A 14,151-nucleotide genomic window follows, 5' to 3' on the forward strand; every position below is an offset into this window, starting at 1 on the left:
TCACGGGACGGGGCGAGCCCTCAGTGCCCGGTGTTCTGGCCGCCGCGCACCTTGTCGAGCGCACCCTCGACACCCGCCCGCGCGACGCCCGCGGCGCCCTGCACCGCGGGATGGTCCGCCGCCCGGTGATAGGCACGGACGAGCTGTTCGTAGCGCTCGTGACCGGCTCTGGTGCCGAGGACGTACCCGACGGCGACACCCACGAGGAATTTGACCATTCCCCTCACCTCCGACCGCGACCGTACCCGGACCGCGGCCGCTGTCCGACCGCCACCCGGATGGGGCTCCGACCTGCGGGAACAGCGGCCGAACGGGGGGTTGCGAGAGGGCTGTACGGGGTGTTGTAGAGTTCTTCTCGTCGCCGGGAACACCATCCGGAACGGCATGAACGGTCCTCCGTAGCTCAATGGCAGAGCACCCGACTGTTAATCGGGCGGTTATTGGTTCGAGTCCAATCGGAGGAGCATTTCCCGAGGTCAGTCAGGTGACCCGGGCAGCCACTCACGATCGAACCCCGAGACCATCACCGATGGTTCCGGGGGTCGCTCCGTCTCCGGGGACGATCCGACGGTCGTGGACGCCCGTGGTCACGGTCACTAGCGTGTGCACCCTTCGTCCGGAGCCCCTGGAGCACCCGCCGTGAGGTACACCGTCTCGACCGAGATCGCCCTGCCGCGGGAGAGCGTGGTCCAGCTGCTCGCCGACCCCGTCCACCTGCCGAGATGGCTGCGCGGCCTGGTGCTGCACGAGCCCATCGACGGACTGCACGGGGAGGTCGGTACCCGGTCGCGCGTCGTGCTGCGGACGGGAGGGCAGGAGATGGAGGCCGTCGAGACCATCACGCGCCGGGAACCGGCGGACCTGAACGGGATCCCGGCGGACAGGGTCGTCCACTTCGAACGTGAGATCGTCGCCGACGGTATGTGGAGTGCCGCTCGGGAACGGTTCACCGAGGCCGGTCCGGGGACGACGCTCTGGACGAGCGAGAACGAGTACCGGTTCAGCAGCCTGTCCATGCGACTGGCGGCGCCACTCCTGCGCGGCGTCTTCCGCCGGCAGTCACGACTGCACATGCAGGACTTCGTGGCATTCGCCGAGCGGGGTGCCGACGTCCGTGACGCGGAGGGTTGACCGCGCCGCGCGCGACGGTGCACGGGCCCGCCGGGGCGGTGTAACGCGGCATCGCGGCGATCCGACATCGGGACCGCAACCACCCACACCGGACGTGGAGGACCCGCGATGTCGAACGTCGTGCTGAAGCTCGCCCAGGCGATCGGGATCGTCGTGCTCGCCGTCCTCGTCGTCGGCACGGTGATCGGCATCCTGCAGTGGGTCGTCGTCGCCGCCGGTCTGGTCGCGCTGCCGGTGGCGGGCATCTGGCTGTACTCGCGTCTGTCCGGCCGCTCGTCGGCGAGCCCCGCGCGGCGGTCGGCCCCGCGGCCCACCCGCGCCGACCGTGCGGTCACGGCCCGCCGGGCCGAGCTGGAGGGCCGGGCGGTCTACGACGCGGTGGGCCGCTGCGGGTGGTGCGGCTCGGGGACGCGGCACCAGGACCGGTACGGATTCCCCACCACACCGCTCGCGTTCCACCGCGGTGAGATCGACGCGCTGCTGTAGCGGTCTCACCCCACGTCGCGCGCCCGGATCCCCGCCTCGTGCGGATCCACCTGCTGATCCTCGGGTGACAGCGCGAGGGTGAGGATCCGCGTCGGGTGGATCCGGATGATCGGTCCCGACCCCGCCGACTGCCCCGCGGAGTCCGTCGGCTCCGTCAGCGCCTCGCCCCGTCCCCGGATCTCGACGAACCGCACCCGCCACGGGTCGGTCGACAGCACGTCGTCGACGACGAAGGCGACCTGCCCGTTCGCGGCGACGTTACGGAACTTGCGGCTGCGGTCCATGCGGAAGCCGCCGATGTCGATGGTCCCCAGCCTCGTGTTGACGCCGAACCCCACCGGGCTGGCCTGCAGCGTCCCGTCCGGCTGGGCGGTGGCGAGCCGCCCGATCCGCCGGCTGCGCAGGTAGGCGATCTCCTCGTCGGTGAACATGCCGCTGAACCTAGGACCTGAACGAAACTTCAGGTCAAGTAGTGGCCCGCGCGACCGCGGCCCGCGCCTCGGCCTCCGGCACCCCGAGGGTCAGCAGGTGCCCGAGGGCGACGTCGGCCTCGTCGCCGTCCCACCGTCCGTCCTGCGCGGCGTGCTGGTAGGCCATCGACCCCGCCTGCAGCACCTCGGCCAGCACCGGGGCCGCGACGTGCCGGGAGAACACACCGGCCCGCTGCCCGTTCTCCAGCAGCCGGATCATGATCGTGTGGAACGGCGCCATCGCGGCGCGGATCTCGTCGTCGGCGGTCCGGCGGGCCAGCGCGATGACCGGGCCGTAGCGCCGCGACGTGCTCCAGGTGCGCAGGAGGGTGGCTGCGAGCTCGCCGGCCGGGTCGGCTGCGTCGGGGTCGACCTCGCCGACCTGCTCGACGAAGTCCGCCGACGCCGCCCGGACGAGCGCGACCACCAGGTCGTGACGGCTGGTGAAGTGGCCGTAGACGGTGCGCCGCACGACGCCGGCGCGGGTTGCGACCTCGTCGAGCGAGGCGTCCGGATCCTCGCGCAGCACGGCCTGCGCGGCGTCCAGGATGGACCGCCGGTTCCGCTCCCGGGCCGACGGCCGCCGCTCCGTCCCTTTCATCACGAGTGCATTTTTGCACGAGGAGTGCAATCCTGGCGAGAGCCGAGGTCACCCAGGACGAGGAGCGGACGATGACGATCGACCACGACACCCGGCCGGTACGGCTGGACCAGGACTTCTTCGACGACCCCGACGCGCTCTACCGCGAGCTGCGCGACGCGCGTCCGGTCACCCGTGCGACCGGCCCGAACGGGCTGACGTTCTGGATGATCACCCGCTACGACGACGCCCGCGCCGCGCTGAACGACCCGCGGCTGCAGAAGGACTCCCGGCGGCTGCCCGAGGTGCTGCAGCGGCACGGTGCGACCTCGATCCGCCAGTTCGCCGACTCGCTCGTCGGGCACATGCTCAACGCCGACCCGCCGGACCACACCCGGCTGCGCAAGCTGGTCGGACGGGCGTTCACCGTCCGCGCGATCGCCCGGCTGCGGCCGCGGATCGAGCAGATCGCCACCGAGCTCGCCGACGCCGCCGAGCAGGCGGGCCCCGAGCTGGACCTGCTGGACCACTTCGCGTTCCCACTGCCGATGACGGTCATCTCCGAGATCCTCGGCGTCCCGGGGGAGCGGCGCGAGGACTTCCGGCACTGGTCGAACCTGCTGCTCTCCAGCGGCCCCGACGAGGAGCGCGCCGCGGCCGCCGCGTCGATGGCGCAGTTCCTGTCCGAGCTCGTCGCGGACAAGTCCGCCCACCCCGGCGACGACATGCTGTCCGAGATCGTCCGCGCCTCGGAGGACGGCGACTCGCTCAGCCCCACCGAGGTCACCGCGATGGCGTTCCTGCTGCTGGTCGCCGGGCACGAGACCACGGTCAACCTCATCGGCAACGGCGTGCTGGCGCTGCTGCGCGACCCCGACCAGCACGCCCGGCTGCGCGCCGACCCCGACCGGGTGCCGCAGGCGGTCGAGGAGTTCCTGCGCTACGACGGACCGGTCAACCTCGCCACGATCCGCTTCACCGACGAGCCCGTCGAGTACTCCGGCGTGACGATCCCGGCCGGCGAGGTCGTGCTCGTCTCGCTGATCGGGGCCAACCGCGACCCCGGGCGCTACCCGGACCCGCAGCGGTTCGACCCCGATCGCGACACCTCCGGGCACCTCGCGTTCGGCTACGGCATCCACCACTGCCTCGGCGCCCCGCTGGCCCGCCTCGAGGCCGACGTTGCGTTCCGGACGCTGCTCACGCGGTTCCCGGACATGGCGCTCGCCGGCGCCCCCGGGCAGCACCGGGAGAGCACGCTGATCCACGCGCTCACGGCACTCCCGGTGCGCCTGCACGCATGACCGGTACCCGGTTCAGCCCGCGCTGAACTGCTCGCTGCCGATCACCCGGAGCAGCTCCAGGCGCCGTTCGGTCTCGCTGCGCGGCGCCGCGGTGAGCACGAGCAGCGCCTGGGACCGGTCCTCGGTGAACAGCGCCTGGCAGTCCACCTCCAGCTCGCCGAGCTCCGGGTGGAGCAGCGTCTTGTGGTCGGCGAACCGGCGCCCGACCTCGTGCAGCTCCCACAGGGCGGCGAACTCGGGGCTGCGCTCCGACAGCACCCCCACCAGCTCCCCGGCCCGCGACCGGGGCCCGAGCATCGCCAGTGCCGCCCGCAGCGTCGCGACCTGCGCGCGGCTCTGGCGGGGCCGGTCGGCGGGCGGGTACAGGCGCTGGGCGTCCGGGTCGGTGAACCAGCGGAAGACCTCGCTGCGGGCGAGCCCGGTGTGGTGGGTGTGGTCCCCGAACAGCGCCCGGGCCATGTCGTTCTGCACGAGCGTCTCGCCGAGCACGGTCAGGATCAGGGCCGGGCTGTCGTGCAGCCGGTCCAGCACCCGCAGCAGTGCCGGGGCCACGTGATCGGACACCGGGCCCGACGCCGGCGCGTTCCGGCCCGCGCACCGGAACAGGTAGTCGCGCTCCTCGGTGCCGAGCCGCAGCGCCCGGGCCAGCGACGCCAGCATCTGCTCGCTCGGCTGCGGTCCGCGCTGCTGCTCCAGCCGCGTGTAGTAGTCGGCCGACATGACCGCGAGCGTCGCGACCTCCTCGCGGCGCAGCCCCGCCGTGCGCCGGCGCGCGCCGTCGGGGAGCCCGACGTCGCCGGGGCGGAGGCCGGCGCGGTGCCGGCGCAGGAAGTCGGCCAGGGCTGCACGGTCCACGCCGCCGAGTATCCGCGGGGACCCGCCGGGCAACCAGGGACCGGTGATCCCCCGATGACCGGTCTCTGCCGTCCCGTCCGCCGCGCGGCGACGGTGGGGACATGCAGATCACCGGACGCACCGTCTTCATCCCCGGCTCGACGAGTGGCATCGGACTCGCACTGGCCCTGGCCCTGCACGAGCGGGGCAACACCGTGGTCCTCGGCGGCCGGCGCCGCGACCTGCTCGACGAGCTCGTCGCCGCCCACCCCGGTCTCGACGCCGTCGAGATCGACACGGTCGACCCGGCGAGCATCACGAAGGCCGTCACCGAGGTCCTCGACCGGCACCCCGACCTCGACGTGCTCGTCGCGATGGCCGGGATCATGCGGGTCGAGGACTGGCACGGCCCCGAGGGCTTCCTGGCCTCGGCCGAGCAGGTCGTCGCCACCAACCTGCTCGGCCCGATCCGGCTGATCGGCGCGCTCGTGGAGCACCTGCGGGGACGGCCGGTCGCGTCGGTCGTCACGGTGTCGTCGGGGCTGGCGTTCGTCCCGCTCGCCGCGACGCCCAGCTACAACGCCACCAAGGCCGCGGTGCACATGCTCACCGAGTCGCTGCGCCTGCAGCTCGCCGACACGACCGTCGAGCTCGTCGAGATCGTGCCGCCGTCGGTGGCGACCGACCTGCTGCCCGGCCATCAGGACAGCCCGATCGCGATGCCGCTCGACGACTTCGTCGCCGAGGTCCTCGCGCTGCTCGAGGCCGGGACACCGGGCGGGGAGGTCCTCGTCGAGCGGGTGCTGCCGCTGCGCCGCGCGGAGGCCCGCGGCGAGTACGCCGACGTCGTCGCCCGGCTGAACGCGGCCGACCCGCACTGACCCGGCACCGCACCGGCCCGGGACCGGCGGCGCGGTCCGTAGGCTGACCGCGCGACGACGGGGGAGGGCGCCATGACGGCACCGGGCCGGGCTCGGCAGGATCGGATCTACCGCGACGGCGTCTCCGGCGCCCGTCCCCGGGTCCCGACCGGTCCCGACGAGCTGGAGCGTCGCGCGCGGCGGGCCATGAGCCGGCGCGCCGACGCCTACGTCACCGGTGGCGCGGGCGCCGAGACCACGATGCGCGCCAACCGAGCGGCGTTCGCGCGCCGGGAGATCGTGCCGCGGGTGCTGCGCGACGTCGGCGAGCGCGACCTGAGCGTCGAGCTGTTCGGCCGCACGCTGCCCGCCCCGCTGCTCCTCGCCCCGATCGGCGCGCTGGACCTGGTCCGGCGCGGCGCCGACCTCGCCGTCGCCCGCGGGGCCGCGACCGCCGGGGTCCCGATGGTGATCTCCAACCAGGCCGGGACGCCGATGGAGGACATCGCCGCCGTCGGCGGCCCCACCTGGTTCCAGCTGTACTGGTCCACCTCCGACGAGCTCGTCGACAGCTTCCTGCGCCGCGCCGAGGCCTCCGGCTGCGACGCCGTCGTCGTCACCCTCGACACGACGATGCTCGGCTGGCGCCCCCGCGACCTCGACCTGGGCCACCTGCCCTTCGCCCGCGGCATCGGGATCGCCCAGTACACCTCCGACCCGGTGTTCCGCGGCCTGGTCGAACAGACCCTCGCCGCGCCGTCGGCCGGGGCGCCGCCGAAGGTCACCCCGCAGGCCGTGCGCACCCTGCTCGAGATCACCCGCAACGCCCCCGGACGGTTCCGGGACAACCTGCGCTCGCCCGTCCCGCGGGCGGCCGTGGAGACCTTCCTGCGGGTCTACTCGCGACCGCGGCTGTCCTGGGAGGACCTGGCGACCCTGCGCTCGCGGACCCGGCTGCCGATCCTGCTCAAGGGGGTCCTGCACCCCGACGACGCCCGCCGCGCCGCCGACGCCGGGGTGGACGGCGTCGTCGTGTCCAACCACGGGGGCCGCCAGATCGACCACGCGGTCGCCTCGCTGGACGCGCTGCCCGGTGTCGTCGACGCCGTCGGCGACGCGCTGCCGGTGCTGCTCGACTCCGGGGTGCGCACCGGCGCCGACGTCGCGACCGCGGTCCGGCTCGGCGCCCGCGCCGTGCTGCTGGGGCGCCCGTTCGTGCACGGGCTCGCCCTGGACGGGGCCCGCGGCGTCGCGCAGGTGCTGCAGAACGTCGTCGCCGAGCTCGACCTGGTCTGCGGGCTGGCGGGGGCCACCACTCCGGCCGGGATCGAGCTGCGCGAGCGTCCCTGACGGGTCACCCGGCGGTGCGGTCCGGCGCGCCCGCCCGCCCGGGCCGTGGCACGGTCGGATCATGACGCGCACGACGGCCACCCGTACCCGGCAGGACGTCGCCCGCCTCGCGCTCGGCGCGATGCTGGTGTTCGCCGGGACCTCGCACCTCACCTTCGCCCGCCGCGAGTTCCGCGCCCAGGTGCCGCCGTGGGTCCCGATGGACACCGACGACGTCGTGCTGCTCTCCGGGGCCGCCGAGATCGCGCTCGGCGCCGCGCTGGCCGGCCTCCCGAAGGAGCGCCGCCGGGTCGGCGGCCTGGCCGCGGCGTTCTTCACCGCGATCTTCCCGGGCAACGTCTCCCAGTACCGCAACCGCGTCGACGGGTTCGGCCTCGACACCGACACGAAGCGCGCCGCGCGGCTGGCCGGGCAGCCGCTGCTGGTGGCGTGGGCGCTCTACGCGGGCGGGCTGATCCCGCGCCGGTGAGCCGGTGCCGGTCCGTCGCCGGCCCACCGTCATGATCACCGGATGGACGCGATGGTGCGGATCGGGCTCGTCGAGCTCGCCCTCGGTGCGATGCTGGGCTGGGCGGTGGTCGTGTCGGTGACCCGCCCCGACGCGTGGCGGCGGATCGGGATCGTGGAACCGCGCCGGCTGTTGCAGGCGCACCTCGACTTCGTGCTGATGGGGCTGATCCTGGTCGCCGTCGGGCTGGCCGCGCCGGACCTGCCGGGCTGGCTCGTGGCCGTGCTGGTGTTCGGCACCTGGGTCAACCCGGCGCTGTTCCTGCCGATGGCCTGGGGACCGGACGTCGTCCGGCACCCGGTCTTCCGGGTCGTCAGCGGACTGTCCTTCGTCGCGACCAGCGGCGGGCTGGTACTGGCCGCGATCCTCGCCTGACCGCCCCGGGGACCCCGCAAAAGCGGTCGAAAGGGACGCTCGACGCGACGCGCCGGTACCCGATCGCACGTCGCCTGTAGCACGGCGGGGTCCGGTACGGCTAATGTCCACCCCGTAGGAACCGGCAAGACGCGAGGAGACATCCGGATGCCACAGGGAACCGTCAAGTGGTTCAACGCGGAGAAGGGGTACGGGTTCATCACGCCGGACGGAGGCGGGCAGGACCTGTTCGTCCACTTCAGCGCGATCCAGTCCTCCGGATACCGCAGCCTCGACGAGGGGCAGACCGTGACCTTCGAGGTCACCCAGGGTCAGAAGGGTCCGCAGGCGGACCAGGTCGTTCCCACCTGACCGCCTGATCCGACGCCGACGCCCGGGGTGCTCACGCGAAGCACCCCGGGCGTCGTCGTGTCGGGGGTCAGGACGCCAGGCGGGTCTCCAGCCCGGCGACGACGAGCTCGACGCGGCTCAGGGTCCAGCTGCGCGGCGGGTCGTCGATCCGGTCGCGGAACACCGAGCGGATCTGCGCGTCGAACGGCTCGGCCGACTCCAGCACCTGGTCGCGCCGGCGCGCGTCCCCGATGCCGAGGGAGTTGGCCGTCAGCCACGGCTGCATTCCCATGTGGATGGCGGTCGAGGCGCCCAGCACCGCGTCCTCGGCGGTGAAGCCCGCCTCCAGCAGCCGGTCGGTCAGCCGCCGGAACGCCGACAGCACCGCCTCGGGGGACTCCGGCAGCCGCACCATCGCGGGGGCGAGCCCCGGGTGCTCGGCCATCACGTCGAACGTCGCCGCCGCGAACGCCAGCATCTGCTCCTGCCACCGGCCCTCGTCGGTCGCGGGGAAGACGTCGTCGGTCACCACGTCGTCCACCAGCGCGGCGACGAGCGCCTCCAGGCTGGGGAAGTGGCGGTAGAACGTGGAGTACTTCACGCCGACCCGGGCGGTCACCGCACCGACCGTCAGGTCGGAGAAGCCGAGCTCGCGCGCAGCGGCCAGCAGTGTCGCGCGGTCGGTCAGTGGCGGACGGCCGGTGCGCCGTGCCGGTCTGCTCTCGGTCTCGGTCACGCCCGCATGCTACTGCCCGTGCCCACGTCCGGGACAGGCTAGTCGCGGTTGGTCTGACGACTACCTGTGACCTGGCCCATCTCTGGTTCGTTGAGCGGTCGTTCGTTCGGCCGGACGGACGTGCGGTGGTCTCGCAAAGCGGATCGATCATGACGGAGCGTCACGACGGAACGGGTGCTCCGGCGACGATCCGGCCGAGGGTGCGCAGGCTCGGCGAGCCGGGGTCCCAGTAGCCGCCGTGCGCGGCGGCGAACGCGGACTCGTCGTTCGGGGTGGCCGGGTCGTCCGGGCGCGGGAGCACCGACCCGGGGGCCGAGTCGAACACCCGGGCACCGAACCCCGGTGCCGCCGGGTCCGGGCCGTGCAGGAGCCCGGTCGGGGCGAGACCGCGCGAGGTCGCGAAGACCTCGACCCCGGGCACCCGGCCGATCGGGTCGTGCCGCGCGGTCGTCGCCCAGACGTGCCCGGGTGCGGTGCCGAGCTCGGAGGCGTGCCCCGTGCCGGTCCCGGGGCTGCCGACGAACACGACGTCGTCGGCGGCGAGGCCGCCGCCCCGCGCGGCGTTCCCGAGCACCGTCGAGCCGTAGGAGTGCCCGACGACGGTCAGGTGGACCGGTCCGGCGTGCCCGGCCCGCAGGCCGTCCTGGAAGGACCGCAGGTCCCCGGCGGCGGCGCGGGCGGCCGCGGGGTCCGCCGCCGCGAGCAGGTCCGGGGGAGCGTCGTAGCCGGTCCACAGCACCGCGGCCACGGCGCCGTCCGGCGCGGCCGCCCGGGCGGCCGCGCGGGTCGCCTCGACCCGGGCCAGGTCGCCGGGCACCGTGTCCCAGCCCGCGGTCGTCCCCGGGACGTGGGTGAGCACGTGCGCGGCGTGTCCCGGGTCGCCGACGGCGAGCACGAGCCGCCCGCCGGTGCTCCCGCGCTCCAGGCGGAGCAGGTACGCGTCTCCGGCGTCCAGACGTCGACGGGTGGTCTCCAGCCCGGCCGAGGCCCGCCGGGCGCGGTCCGCGCCCGCGGTGTCCCCGGCCCGGTCCAGCAGCGCCGCCCGGGCCCGCAGCCGGGACAGCTCGGCGTCGAGCAGGACCCGGTTCGCCCGGTCCCGGTCGGCGACCGGCACGCCGTCCAGCCCGCCGACGAGCCCGGGCCGGGTGTGCAGCAGCTGCTCCCGGTCGGCCCCCGGCAGCCCGGTCCACCAGGACCGCACGGCACCGGCGTCCGCACCGGCGGGCGGCGCCGCGGCGGGCGCGACCGGGCGGGGCGCCGCCGCGGGGGCGGGGCGGAGCGCGTCGAGCGCGGCGGCCGTGGCGCGGTCGGACCGGGCGGCGGCGCCGACGGCGTCGGCCACCGCGGTGGACAGGCGGACCAGGTCCGCCCCGAAGCGGGCGACCATCGCGGGCAGCCGCCACACACCCGGCGGGTGCGCGCCGACGCCGGCGGACAGCGTGCCGCGCTCGAGGTCGACGACGAACTGCGGGTGCACCGCCAGCGCGGCGACGACGAGCCGGCGCTGGGCGTCGAGCACCTCACCGGCGTGGGTGCCCAGCACCTGCGCGGCCCGGGACGCGGTGCCCGCGTCGGCACGCAGCCTGCGGACCTGCTCGGCGCGGGCGAGCGCGGCCGCGTCGGCGTCGGCCCCGCTCCACGACTCCGGTGCGGAGCGTTCCAGCTCGGCCGCGCGGTCGGACAGGGCCCGGGACATCCCGTCCCAGGTGCCGGCGCGGCGCAGCCACGCGCCGGGGTCGGCGGCCACGAGGTCGCCCAGCGCGGGCCCGGCGCTCACGAGGCGCGCCCGGCGAACGCCACCGCGGCGTCGTCGTCGGCGGCGCGCCAGGCCGCGGCGGCCGCGCGCAGGGCCGACGCCGTCGACGCGGTGTGCCCCGCGTGCTCCCGGACGGCCCGCACCATCGCGTCCTCCCAGGCCGCGGCGGCCGTCCCGGCCGCGAAGCCGGGCACCGGCACGGCGGGGCCGACGAGCGCCGCGTCCCCGGTGAGGCCCTCGGCGACGCGGTCGAGCGCCGCGGCGGCGGCGTCGAGCCCGTCCGGGTCGGAGCGCGCCACCCCGCCCGACGACGGGTGCGGCCCGGGAAGGGGCCGTCCGCTCGTCCACGGCGTCCCCGGTCGGTCTCGGTCGTGCACCGCGGCACCTCCGTCGTCGGTGGCGGGCCCGCCCGGCCCGCCCGCGTCGGGAGGAGTGTGCGTGCCGCGCGGCCCCGGCACGGGCGTTCCGGGGAATCCGGCGCGGGTGCTCTCGATCATGGCCGGTCGCCGTGAGACCATCTGCGCCGGTCGGGAGCAGCGGGCCGGGTCCCGAGCGGCGCCCGGCCGGGGAGAGGAGCGTCGTGGTCGGCGTCCAGCGGGTGATGACGGTGTCCACCCCTGCCGAGACGGTGCTCGGCTACCTGGCCGACCACGGGCACAGCGAGATCTGGGACCCCACCGTGCGCTCCAGCACCCGCTCCGACGGCGGTGGCCCGGTCGCGGTCGGCGCCGCCTGGCACACGGTGTCGGTGTGGGGCGGGCGGGAGAGCGAGCTCGACCACACGCTGCGGGAGCTGTCGGCGGGCCGGGTCGTGTTCGTCGGGGAGAACCCGACGGTCACCGCGACCGAGGAGATCGTCGTCGAGCCGGCCGAGGACGGGGGGAGCGTCGTGAGCTTCCACGCCCGGGTGCGGCTCAAGGGTCTGCTGAAGCTGGCGGCGCCGTTCCTGCGGCGCGAGTTCGAGCGGCACGGCGACGAGCTGGAGCGCACCCTGCCGCCGGTGCTGGAACGCCTGCAGGGGCCCGCGCCGGCCCCACCGCCGTAGGCCCGCGGCTCAGCGGTCGCGCCAGAACCCCATGCGACGGCTGATCTCGCGCCCCGCGGCGACGACCTCCGGGGTGATCCGCTCGATCCGCTCGGCCGAGAGCCGGTAGGCGGGCCCGGACACCGAGAGAGCGGCCACCACCGCACCGCCGTGGTCCAGCACCGGCGCGGCGACGGCGTTCAGGCCGGTCTCCAGCTCCTCCAGCGACCACGCGTACCCGTGCCGGCGGACCCGGTGCAGCTCCTCGACGAGCGTGTCGCGGCCCTGCTCCGGCACCGTGTCCGGCATCGTCGCCGGGTCGTCGAGGACGACCGAGGCGAGCAGCACCTTGCCGCTGGAGGTGTTGTGCATCGGGGTGATCCGGCCGAGCCAGTTGAACGTGGTGACCATCGACGGGCCACGGGCCTGGTCGACGTTGACCGCCCACCCGCGGTCGGGGATGGCGATGTTGACGGTCTCGCCGAGCCGCTCCGCGAGCGTCTCGCAGACCGGGTGGCCCTGGGTGGTGACCTCCAGGCGCTCGGCGACCCGGCCGGCGAGCGGGATCAGCCCGAACCCGAGGCGGTACTTGCCGCGGTCGGCGATCTGCTCGACCAGCCCGCGCTCCTCCAACGCCCCGAGCAGCCGGAAGGCGGTCGACTTGTGGACGTCGAGCGAGGCCGCGAGCTCGCTGACCCCCGCCTCGCTGCGGTCGGCCAGCAGGGTCAGCAGGGTGATGGCCCGGTCGACCGACTGCACCCCGGGCTCCCGTCCGCGCACCGTGTTGCTCATCGCGCAACCCTAACCCGGCATTCGGCACGTTGCCACGCGGGGCGGCCGGAAAGCGTGACCGTCTCCCCACGCAAGGACGCCGGGCCCGCGTTTGCACACCGACCGGTTCCCGGTGAAAGCTCGCGCCGTGCCGAGCCTCTACATCGACGGAAGCTGGACCACCGGGTCCGCCGGGACCGCCCCGGTGGTCAACCCCTACGACGCCTCGACGGTCACCGAGGTCGACCAGGCCGGGCCCGACGACGTCGACCGTGCCGTCGCCGCCGCCCGCCGCGCCTTCGACGACGGGCCGTGGCGACGGACCACGACCGGTGAGCGCGCCACCCTGCTCGGGCGGATCGCCGACCTGCTGGTCCGCGACCGGGAGAAGATCGCCCGGCTGGAGACCCTCGACACCGGCAAGACGATCGCGGAGGGCCGCCAGGACATCGACGACGTCACCGCCGTCTTCCGCTACTACGCCGGGCTGGCCGACAAGGACGCCGGGCGGATCGTCGACACCGGCAACCCGGCCGTCGTCTCGCGGATCGTGCACGAGCCGGTCGGTGTCTGCGCGCTGATCACCCCGTGGAACTACCCGCTGCTGCAGCTGTCCTGGAAGGTCGCCCCGGCGATCGCCGCCGGCAACACGATGGTGGTCAAGCCCAGCGAGGTCACCCCGCTGACCTCGATCGCGCTCGTCGAGCTGTGCGAGGAGGTCGGGATCCCGGCCGGGGTGGTCAACATCGTCCTCGGCGACGGCCCCTCGGTCGGCGGCCCGCTCTCCGAGCACGCGGACGTCGACATGGTCAGCTTCACCGGTGGCCTGGCGACCGGGCAGAAGATCATCCGCGCCTCGGCCGAGACGGTGAAGCGCACCGCCGTCGAGCTGGGCGGGAAGAACCCGAACATCGTCTTCGCCGACACCGACTTCGAGCTCGCCGTCGACTACGTGATGCTCGCGGTGTTCCTGCACTCCGGTCAGGTCTGCTCCGCGGGCGCCCGGCTGATCATCGAGGACTCGGTCGCCGACGCCGTCGTCGACGAGGTGGTGCGCCGCGCGCAGCTGATCCGGCTCGGCAACGGCCTCACCGACGGCGTCGAGGTCGGCCCGCTGGTCTCCGCCACGCACCTGGCCAAGATCGAGGACTTCGTCGCGGCCGCCCGCGCCGAGGGCGCCACGATCCGCTGCGGCGGCGCCCGGCCGGACGACCCCGAGCTGGCGAAGGGCTACTTCTACCTGCCGACGGTCATCACCGACCTCGCCCCGGACTCGCGGCTGATCCGCGAGGAGACCTTCGGCCCGCTGCTGACCGTCGAGCGGTTCACCACCGAGGAGGAGGCCGTGCGGCTCGGCAACGACACCGCCTACGGCCTGGCCGGAGCGGTGTTCACCGCCGACATGGGCCGCGCCCACCGGGTCGCCTCCGCGCTGCGCCACGGCACCGTCTGGATCAACGACTTCCACCCGTACTTCCCGGGCGCGGAGTGGGGCGGCATGGGCCGGTCCGGCAACGGCCGCGAGCTGGGCCCGACCGGGCTGGCGGAGTACCAGGAGATCAAGCACGTCTGGACCAACACCGCCCCGGTACCGCAGGGGTGGTTCTCGGGCCGCTGAGGCCTCCATGATGACGCG

18 protein-coding genes and 1 tRNA gene are annotated in these 14,151 nt (G+C 74.6%); 11 read left to right on the plus strand and 8 right to left on the minus strand.

Annotation, left to right across the window (positions count from 1 at the left end; all coding sequences use genetic code 11):
- Positions 1-20: 20 nt before the first annotated feature.
- Positions 21-218 carry a hypothetical protein gene (locus KPL57_RS42395; protein WP_073577971.1) on the minus strand — a complete coding sequence of 66 codons (198 nt, stop codon included), beginning with the start codon at positions 216-218 and terminating at the stop codon, positions 21-23.
- Between the two features lie 174 nt (positions 219-392).
- Here KPL57_RS42395 and KPL57_RS42400 point away from each other — a divergent pair.
- The 3 genes from KPL57_RS42400 (at position 393) to KPL57_RS42410 (ending at position 1,617) form a co-directional block, all read left to right on the plus strand.
- Positions 393-464, plus strand: a tRNA-Asn gene (locus KPL57_RS42400).
- Between the two features lie 175 nt (positions 465-639).
- Entirely contained in the window at positions 640-1,131 is a 492-nt protein-coding gene (locus KPL57_RS42405) for an SRPBCC family protein (RefSeq protein WP_226356031.1), read from the plus strand.
- 108 nt (positions 1,132-1,239) lie between these two features.
- Positions 1,240-1,617 carry a hypothetical protein gene (locus tag KPL57_RS42410; protein WP_226356032.1) on the plus strand — a complete coding sequence of 126 codons (378 nt, stop codon included), beginning with the start codon at positions 1,240-1,242 and terminating at the stop codon, positions 1,615-1,617.
- Between the two features lie 5 nt (positions 1,618-1,622).
- Here KPL57_RS42410 and KPL57_RS42415 read toward each other — a convergent pair whose 3' ends face one another.
- Positions 1,623-2,048, minus strand: coding sequence for a PPOX class F420-dependent oxidoreductase (locus KPL57_RS42415; protein ID WP_226356033.1), 426 nt, complete (start codon positions 2,046-2,048; stop codon positions 1,623-1,625).
- 34 nt (positions 2,049-2,082) lie between these two features.
- Entirely contained in the window at positions 2,083-2,688 is a 606-nt protein-coding gene (locus tag KPL57_RS42420; RefSeq protein WP_226356034.1) for a TetR/AcrR family transcriptional regulator, read from the minus strand.
- 71 nt (positions 2,689-2,759) lie between these two features.
- On the opposite strand from KPL57_RS42420, the gene KPL57_RS42425 reads away from it, so the two are divergent.
- Entirely contained in the window at positions 2,760-3,971 is a 1,212-nt protein-coding gene (locus KPL57_RS42425; protein ID WP_226356035.1) for a cytochrome P450, read from the plus strand.
- A gap of 12 nt (positions 3,972-3,983) precedes the next feature.
- Here the strand turns inward: KPL57_RS42425 and KPL57_RS42430 are convergent, their stop codons facing one another.
- The gene (locus KPL57_RS42430) at positions 3,984-4,826 is read right to left on the minus strand and encodes a helix-turn-helix transcriptional regulator (protein ID WP_226356036.1); all 843 of its coding nucleotides are present in this window, start codon (positions 4,824-4,826) and stop codon (positions 3,984-3,986) included.
- A gap of 101 nt (positions 4,827-4,927) precedes the next feature.
- Here KPL57_RS42430 and KPL57_RS42435 point away from each other — a divergent pair, with 101 nt between their 5' ends.
- The 5 genes from KPL57_RS42435 to KPL57_RS42455 all read left to right on the plus strand — a co-directional run bounded on the left by KPL57_RS42435 (position 4,928) and on the right by KPL57_RS42455 (position 8,249).
- Positions 4,928-5,686, plus strand: coding sequence for an SDR family oxidoreductase (locus KPL57_RS42435; RefSeq protein ID WP_226356037.1), 759 nt, complete (start codon positions 4,928-4,930; stop codon positions 5,684-5,686).
- 72 nt (positions 5,687-5,758) lie between these two features.
- Positions 5,759-7,015, plus strand: coding sequence for an alpha-hydroxy-acid oxidizing protein (locus KPL57_RS42440; RefSeq protein ID WP_226356038.1), 1,257 nt, complete (start codon positions 5,759-5,761; stop codon positions 7,013-7,015).
- Between the two features lie 61 nt (positions 7,016-7,076).
- Positions 7,077-7,484 (plus strand): hypothetical protein, encoded by a 408-nt coding sequence (locus KPL57_RS42445; RefSeq protein WP_226356039.1) that lies wholly within the window; start codon positions 7,077-7,079, stop codon positions 7,482-7,484.
- A gap of 42 nt (positions 7,485-7,526) precedes the next feature.
- The gene (locus tag KPL57_RS42450; protein WP_226356040.1) at positions 7,527-7,898 is read left to right on the plus strand and encodes a hypothetical protein; all 372 of its coding nucleotides are present in this window, start codon (positions 7,527-7,529) and stop codon (positions 7,896-7,898) included.
- Between the two features lie 147 nt (positions 7,899-8,045).
- Positions 8,046-8,249 carry a cold-shock protein gene (locus KPL57_RS42455; RefSeq protein WP_020624259.1) on the plus strand — a complete coding sequence of 68 codons (204 nt, stop codon included), beginning with the start codon at positions 8,046-8,048 and terminating at the stop codon, positions 8,247-8,249.
- 67 nt (positions 8,250-8,316) lie between these two features.
- Here the strand turns inward: KPL57_RS42455 and KPL57_RS42460 are convergent, their stop codons facing one another.
- The 3 genes from KPL57_RS42460 to KPL57_RS42470 form a co-directional block, all read right to left on the minus strand.
- Positions 8,317-8,964 (minus strand): TetR/AcrR family transcriptional regulator, encoded by a 648-nt coding sequence (locus tag KPL57_RS42460; protein ID WP_226356041.1) that lies wholly within the window; start codon positions 8,962-8,964, stop codon positions 8,317-8,319.
- A gap of 160 nt (positions 8,965-9,124) precedes the next feature.
- Positions 9,125-10,741: an alpha/beta hydrolase gene (locus KPL57_RS42465; protein ID WP_226356042.1), complete on the minus strand. Its 1,617-nt coding sequence runs from the start codon at positions 10,739-10,741 to the stop codon at positions 9,125-9,127.
- Positions 10,738-11,097 (minus strand): hypothetical protein, encoded by a 360-nt coding sequence (locus KPL57_RS42470; RefSeq protein ID WP_226356043.1) that lies wholly within the window; start codon positions 11,095-11,097, stop codon positions 10,738-10,740. Before KPL57_RS42470 ends, KPL57_RS42465 begins: the two co-directional genes overlap by 4 nt.
- A 203-nt stretch (positions 11,098-11,300) precedes the next feature.
- Between KPL57_RS42470 and KPL57_RS42475 the strand changes: the two genes are divergently transcribed.
- Entirely contained in the window at positions 11,301-11,765 is a 465-nt protein-coding gene (locus KPL57_RS42475; RefSeq protein WP_226356044.1) for an SRPBCC family protein, read from the plus strand.
- 9 nt (positions 11,766-11,774) lie between these two features.
- Here the strand turns inward: KPL57_RS42475 and KPL57_RS42480 are convergent, their stop codons facing one another.
- Positions 11,775-12,536: an IclR family transcriptional regulator gene (locus tag KPL57_RS42480; RefSeq protein WP_226356045.1), complete on the minus strand. Its 762-nt coding sequence runs from the start codon at positions 12,534-12,536 to the stop codon at positions 11,775-11,777.
- Between the two features lie 127 nt (positions 12,537-12,663).
- Here KPL57_RS42480 and KPL57_RS42485 point away from each other — a divergent pair, with 127 nt between their 5' ends.
- Positions 12,664-14,133: an aldehyde dehydrogenase family protein gene (locus KPL57_RS42485; protein WP_226356046.1), complete on the plus strand. Its 1,470-nt coding sequence runs from the start codon at positions 12,664-12,666 to the stop codon at positions 14,131-14,133.
- Positions 14,134-14,151 lie beyond the last annotated feature (18 nt).

It is taken from the genome of Pseudonocardia sp. ICBG601 (assembly GCF_020496245.1).

What these genes read in the sequence shown, in the direction of transcription:
- KPL57_RS42395 (WP_073577971.1), bottom strand. Translation starts at nt 218, where the DNA reads ATGGTCAAATTCCTCGTGGGTGTCGCCGTCGGGTACGTCCTCGGCACC.
- KPL57_RS42410 (WP_226356032.1), top strand. Translation starts at nt 1,240, where the DNA reads ATGTCGAACGTCGTGCTGAAGCTCGCCCAGGCGATCGGGATCGTCGTG.
- KPL57_RS42415 (WP_226356033.1), bottom strand. Translation starts at nt 2,048, where the DNA reads ATGTTCACCGACGAGGAGATCGCCTACCTGCGCAGCCGGCGGATCGGG.
- KPL57_RS42420 (WP_226356034.1), bottom strand. Translation starts at nt 2,688, where the DNA reads ATGAAAGGGACGGAGCGGCGGCCGTCGGCCCGGGAGCGGAACCGGCGG.
- KPL57_RS42425 (WP_226356035.1), top strand. Translation starts at nt 2,760, where the DNA reads ATGACGATCGACCACGACACCCGGCCGGTACGGCTGGACCAGGACTTC.
- KPL57_RS42435 (WP_226356037.1), top strand. Translation starts at nt 4,928, where the DNA reads ATGCAGATCACCGGACGCACCGTCTTCATCCCCGGCTCGACGAGTGGC.
- KPL57_RS42440 (WP_226356038.1), top strand. Translation starts at nt 5,759, where the DNA reads ATGACGGCACCGGGCCGGGCTCGGCAGGATCGGATCTACCGCGACGGC.
- KPL57_RS42445 (WP_226356039.1), top strand. Translation starts at nt 7,077, where the DNA reads ATGACGCGCACGACGGCCACCCGTACCCGGCAGGACGTCGCCCGCCTC.
- KPL57_RS42450 (WP_226356040.1), top strand. Translation starts at nt 7,527, where the DNA reads ATGGACGCGATGGTGCGGATCGGGCTCGTCGAGCTCGCCCTCGGTGCG.
- KPL57_RS42455 (WP_020624259.1), top strand. Translation starts at nt 8,046, where the DNA reads ATGCCACAGGGAACCGTCAAGTGGTTCAACGCGGAGAAGGGGTACGGG.
- KPL57_RS42480 (WP_226356045.1), bottom strand. Translation starts at nt 12,536, where the DNA reads ATGAGCAACACGGTGCGCGGACGGGAGCCCGGGGTGCAGTCGGTCGAC.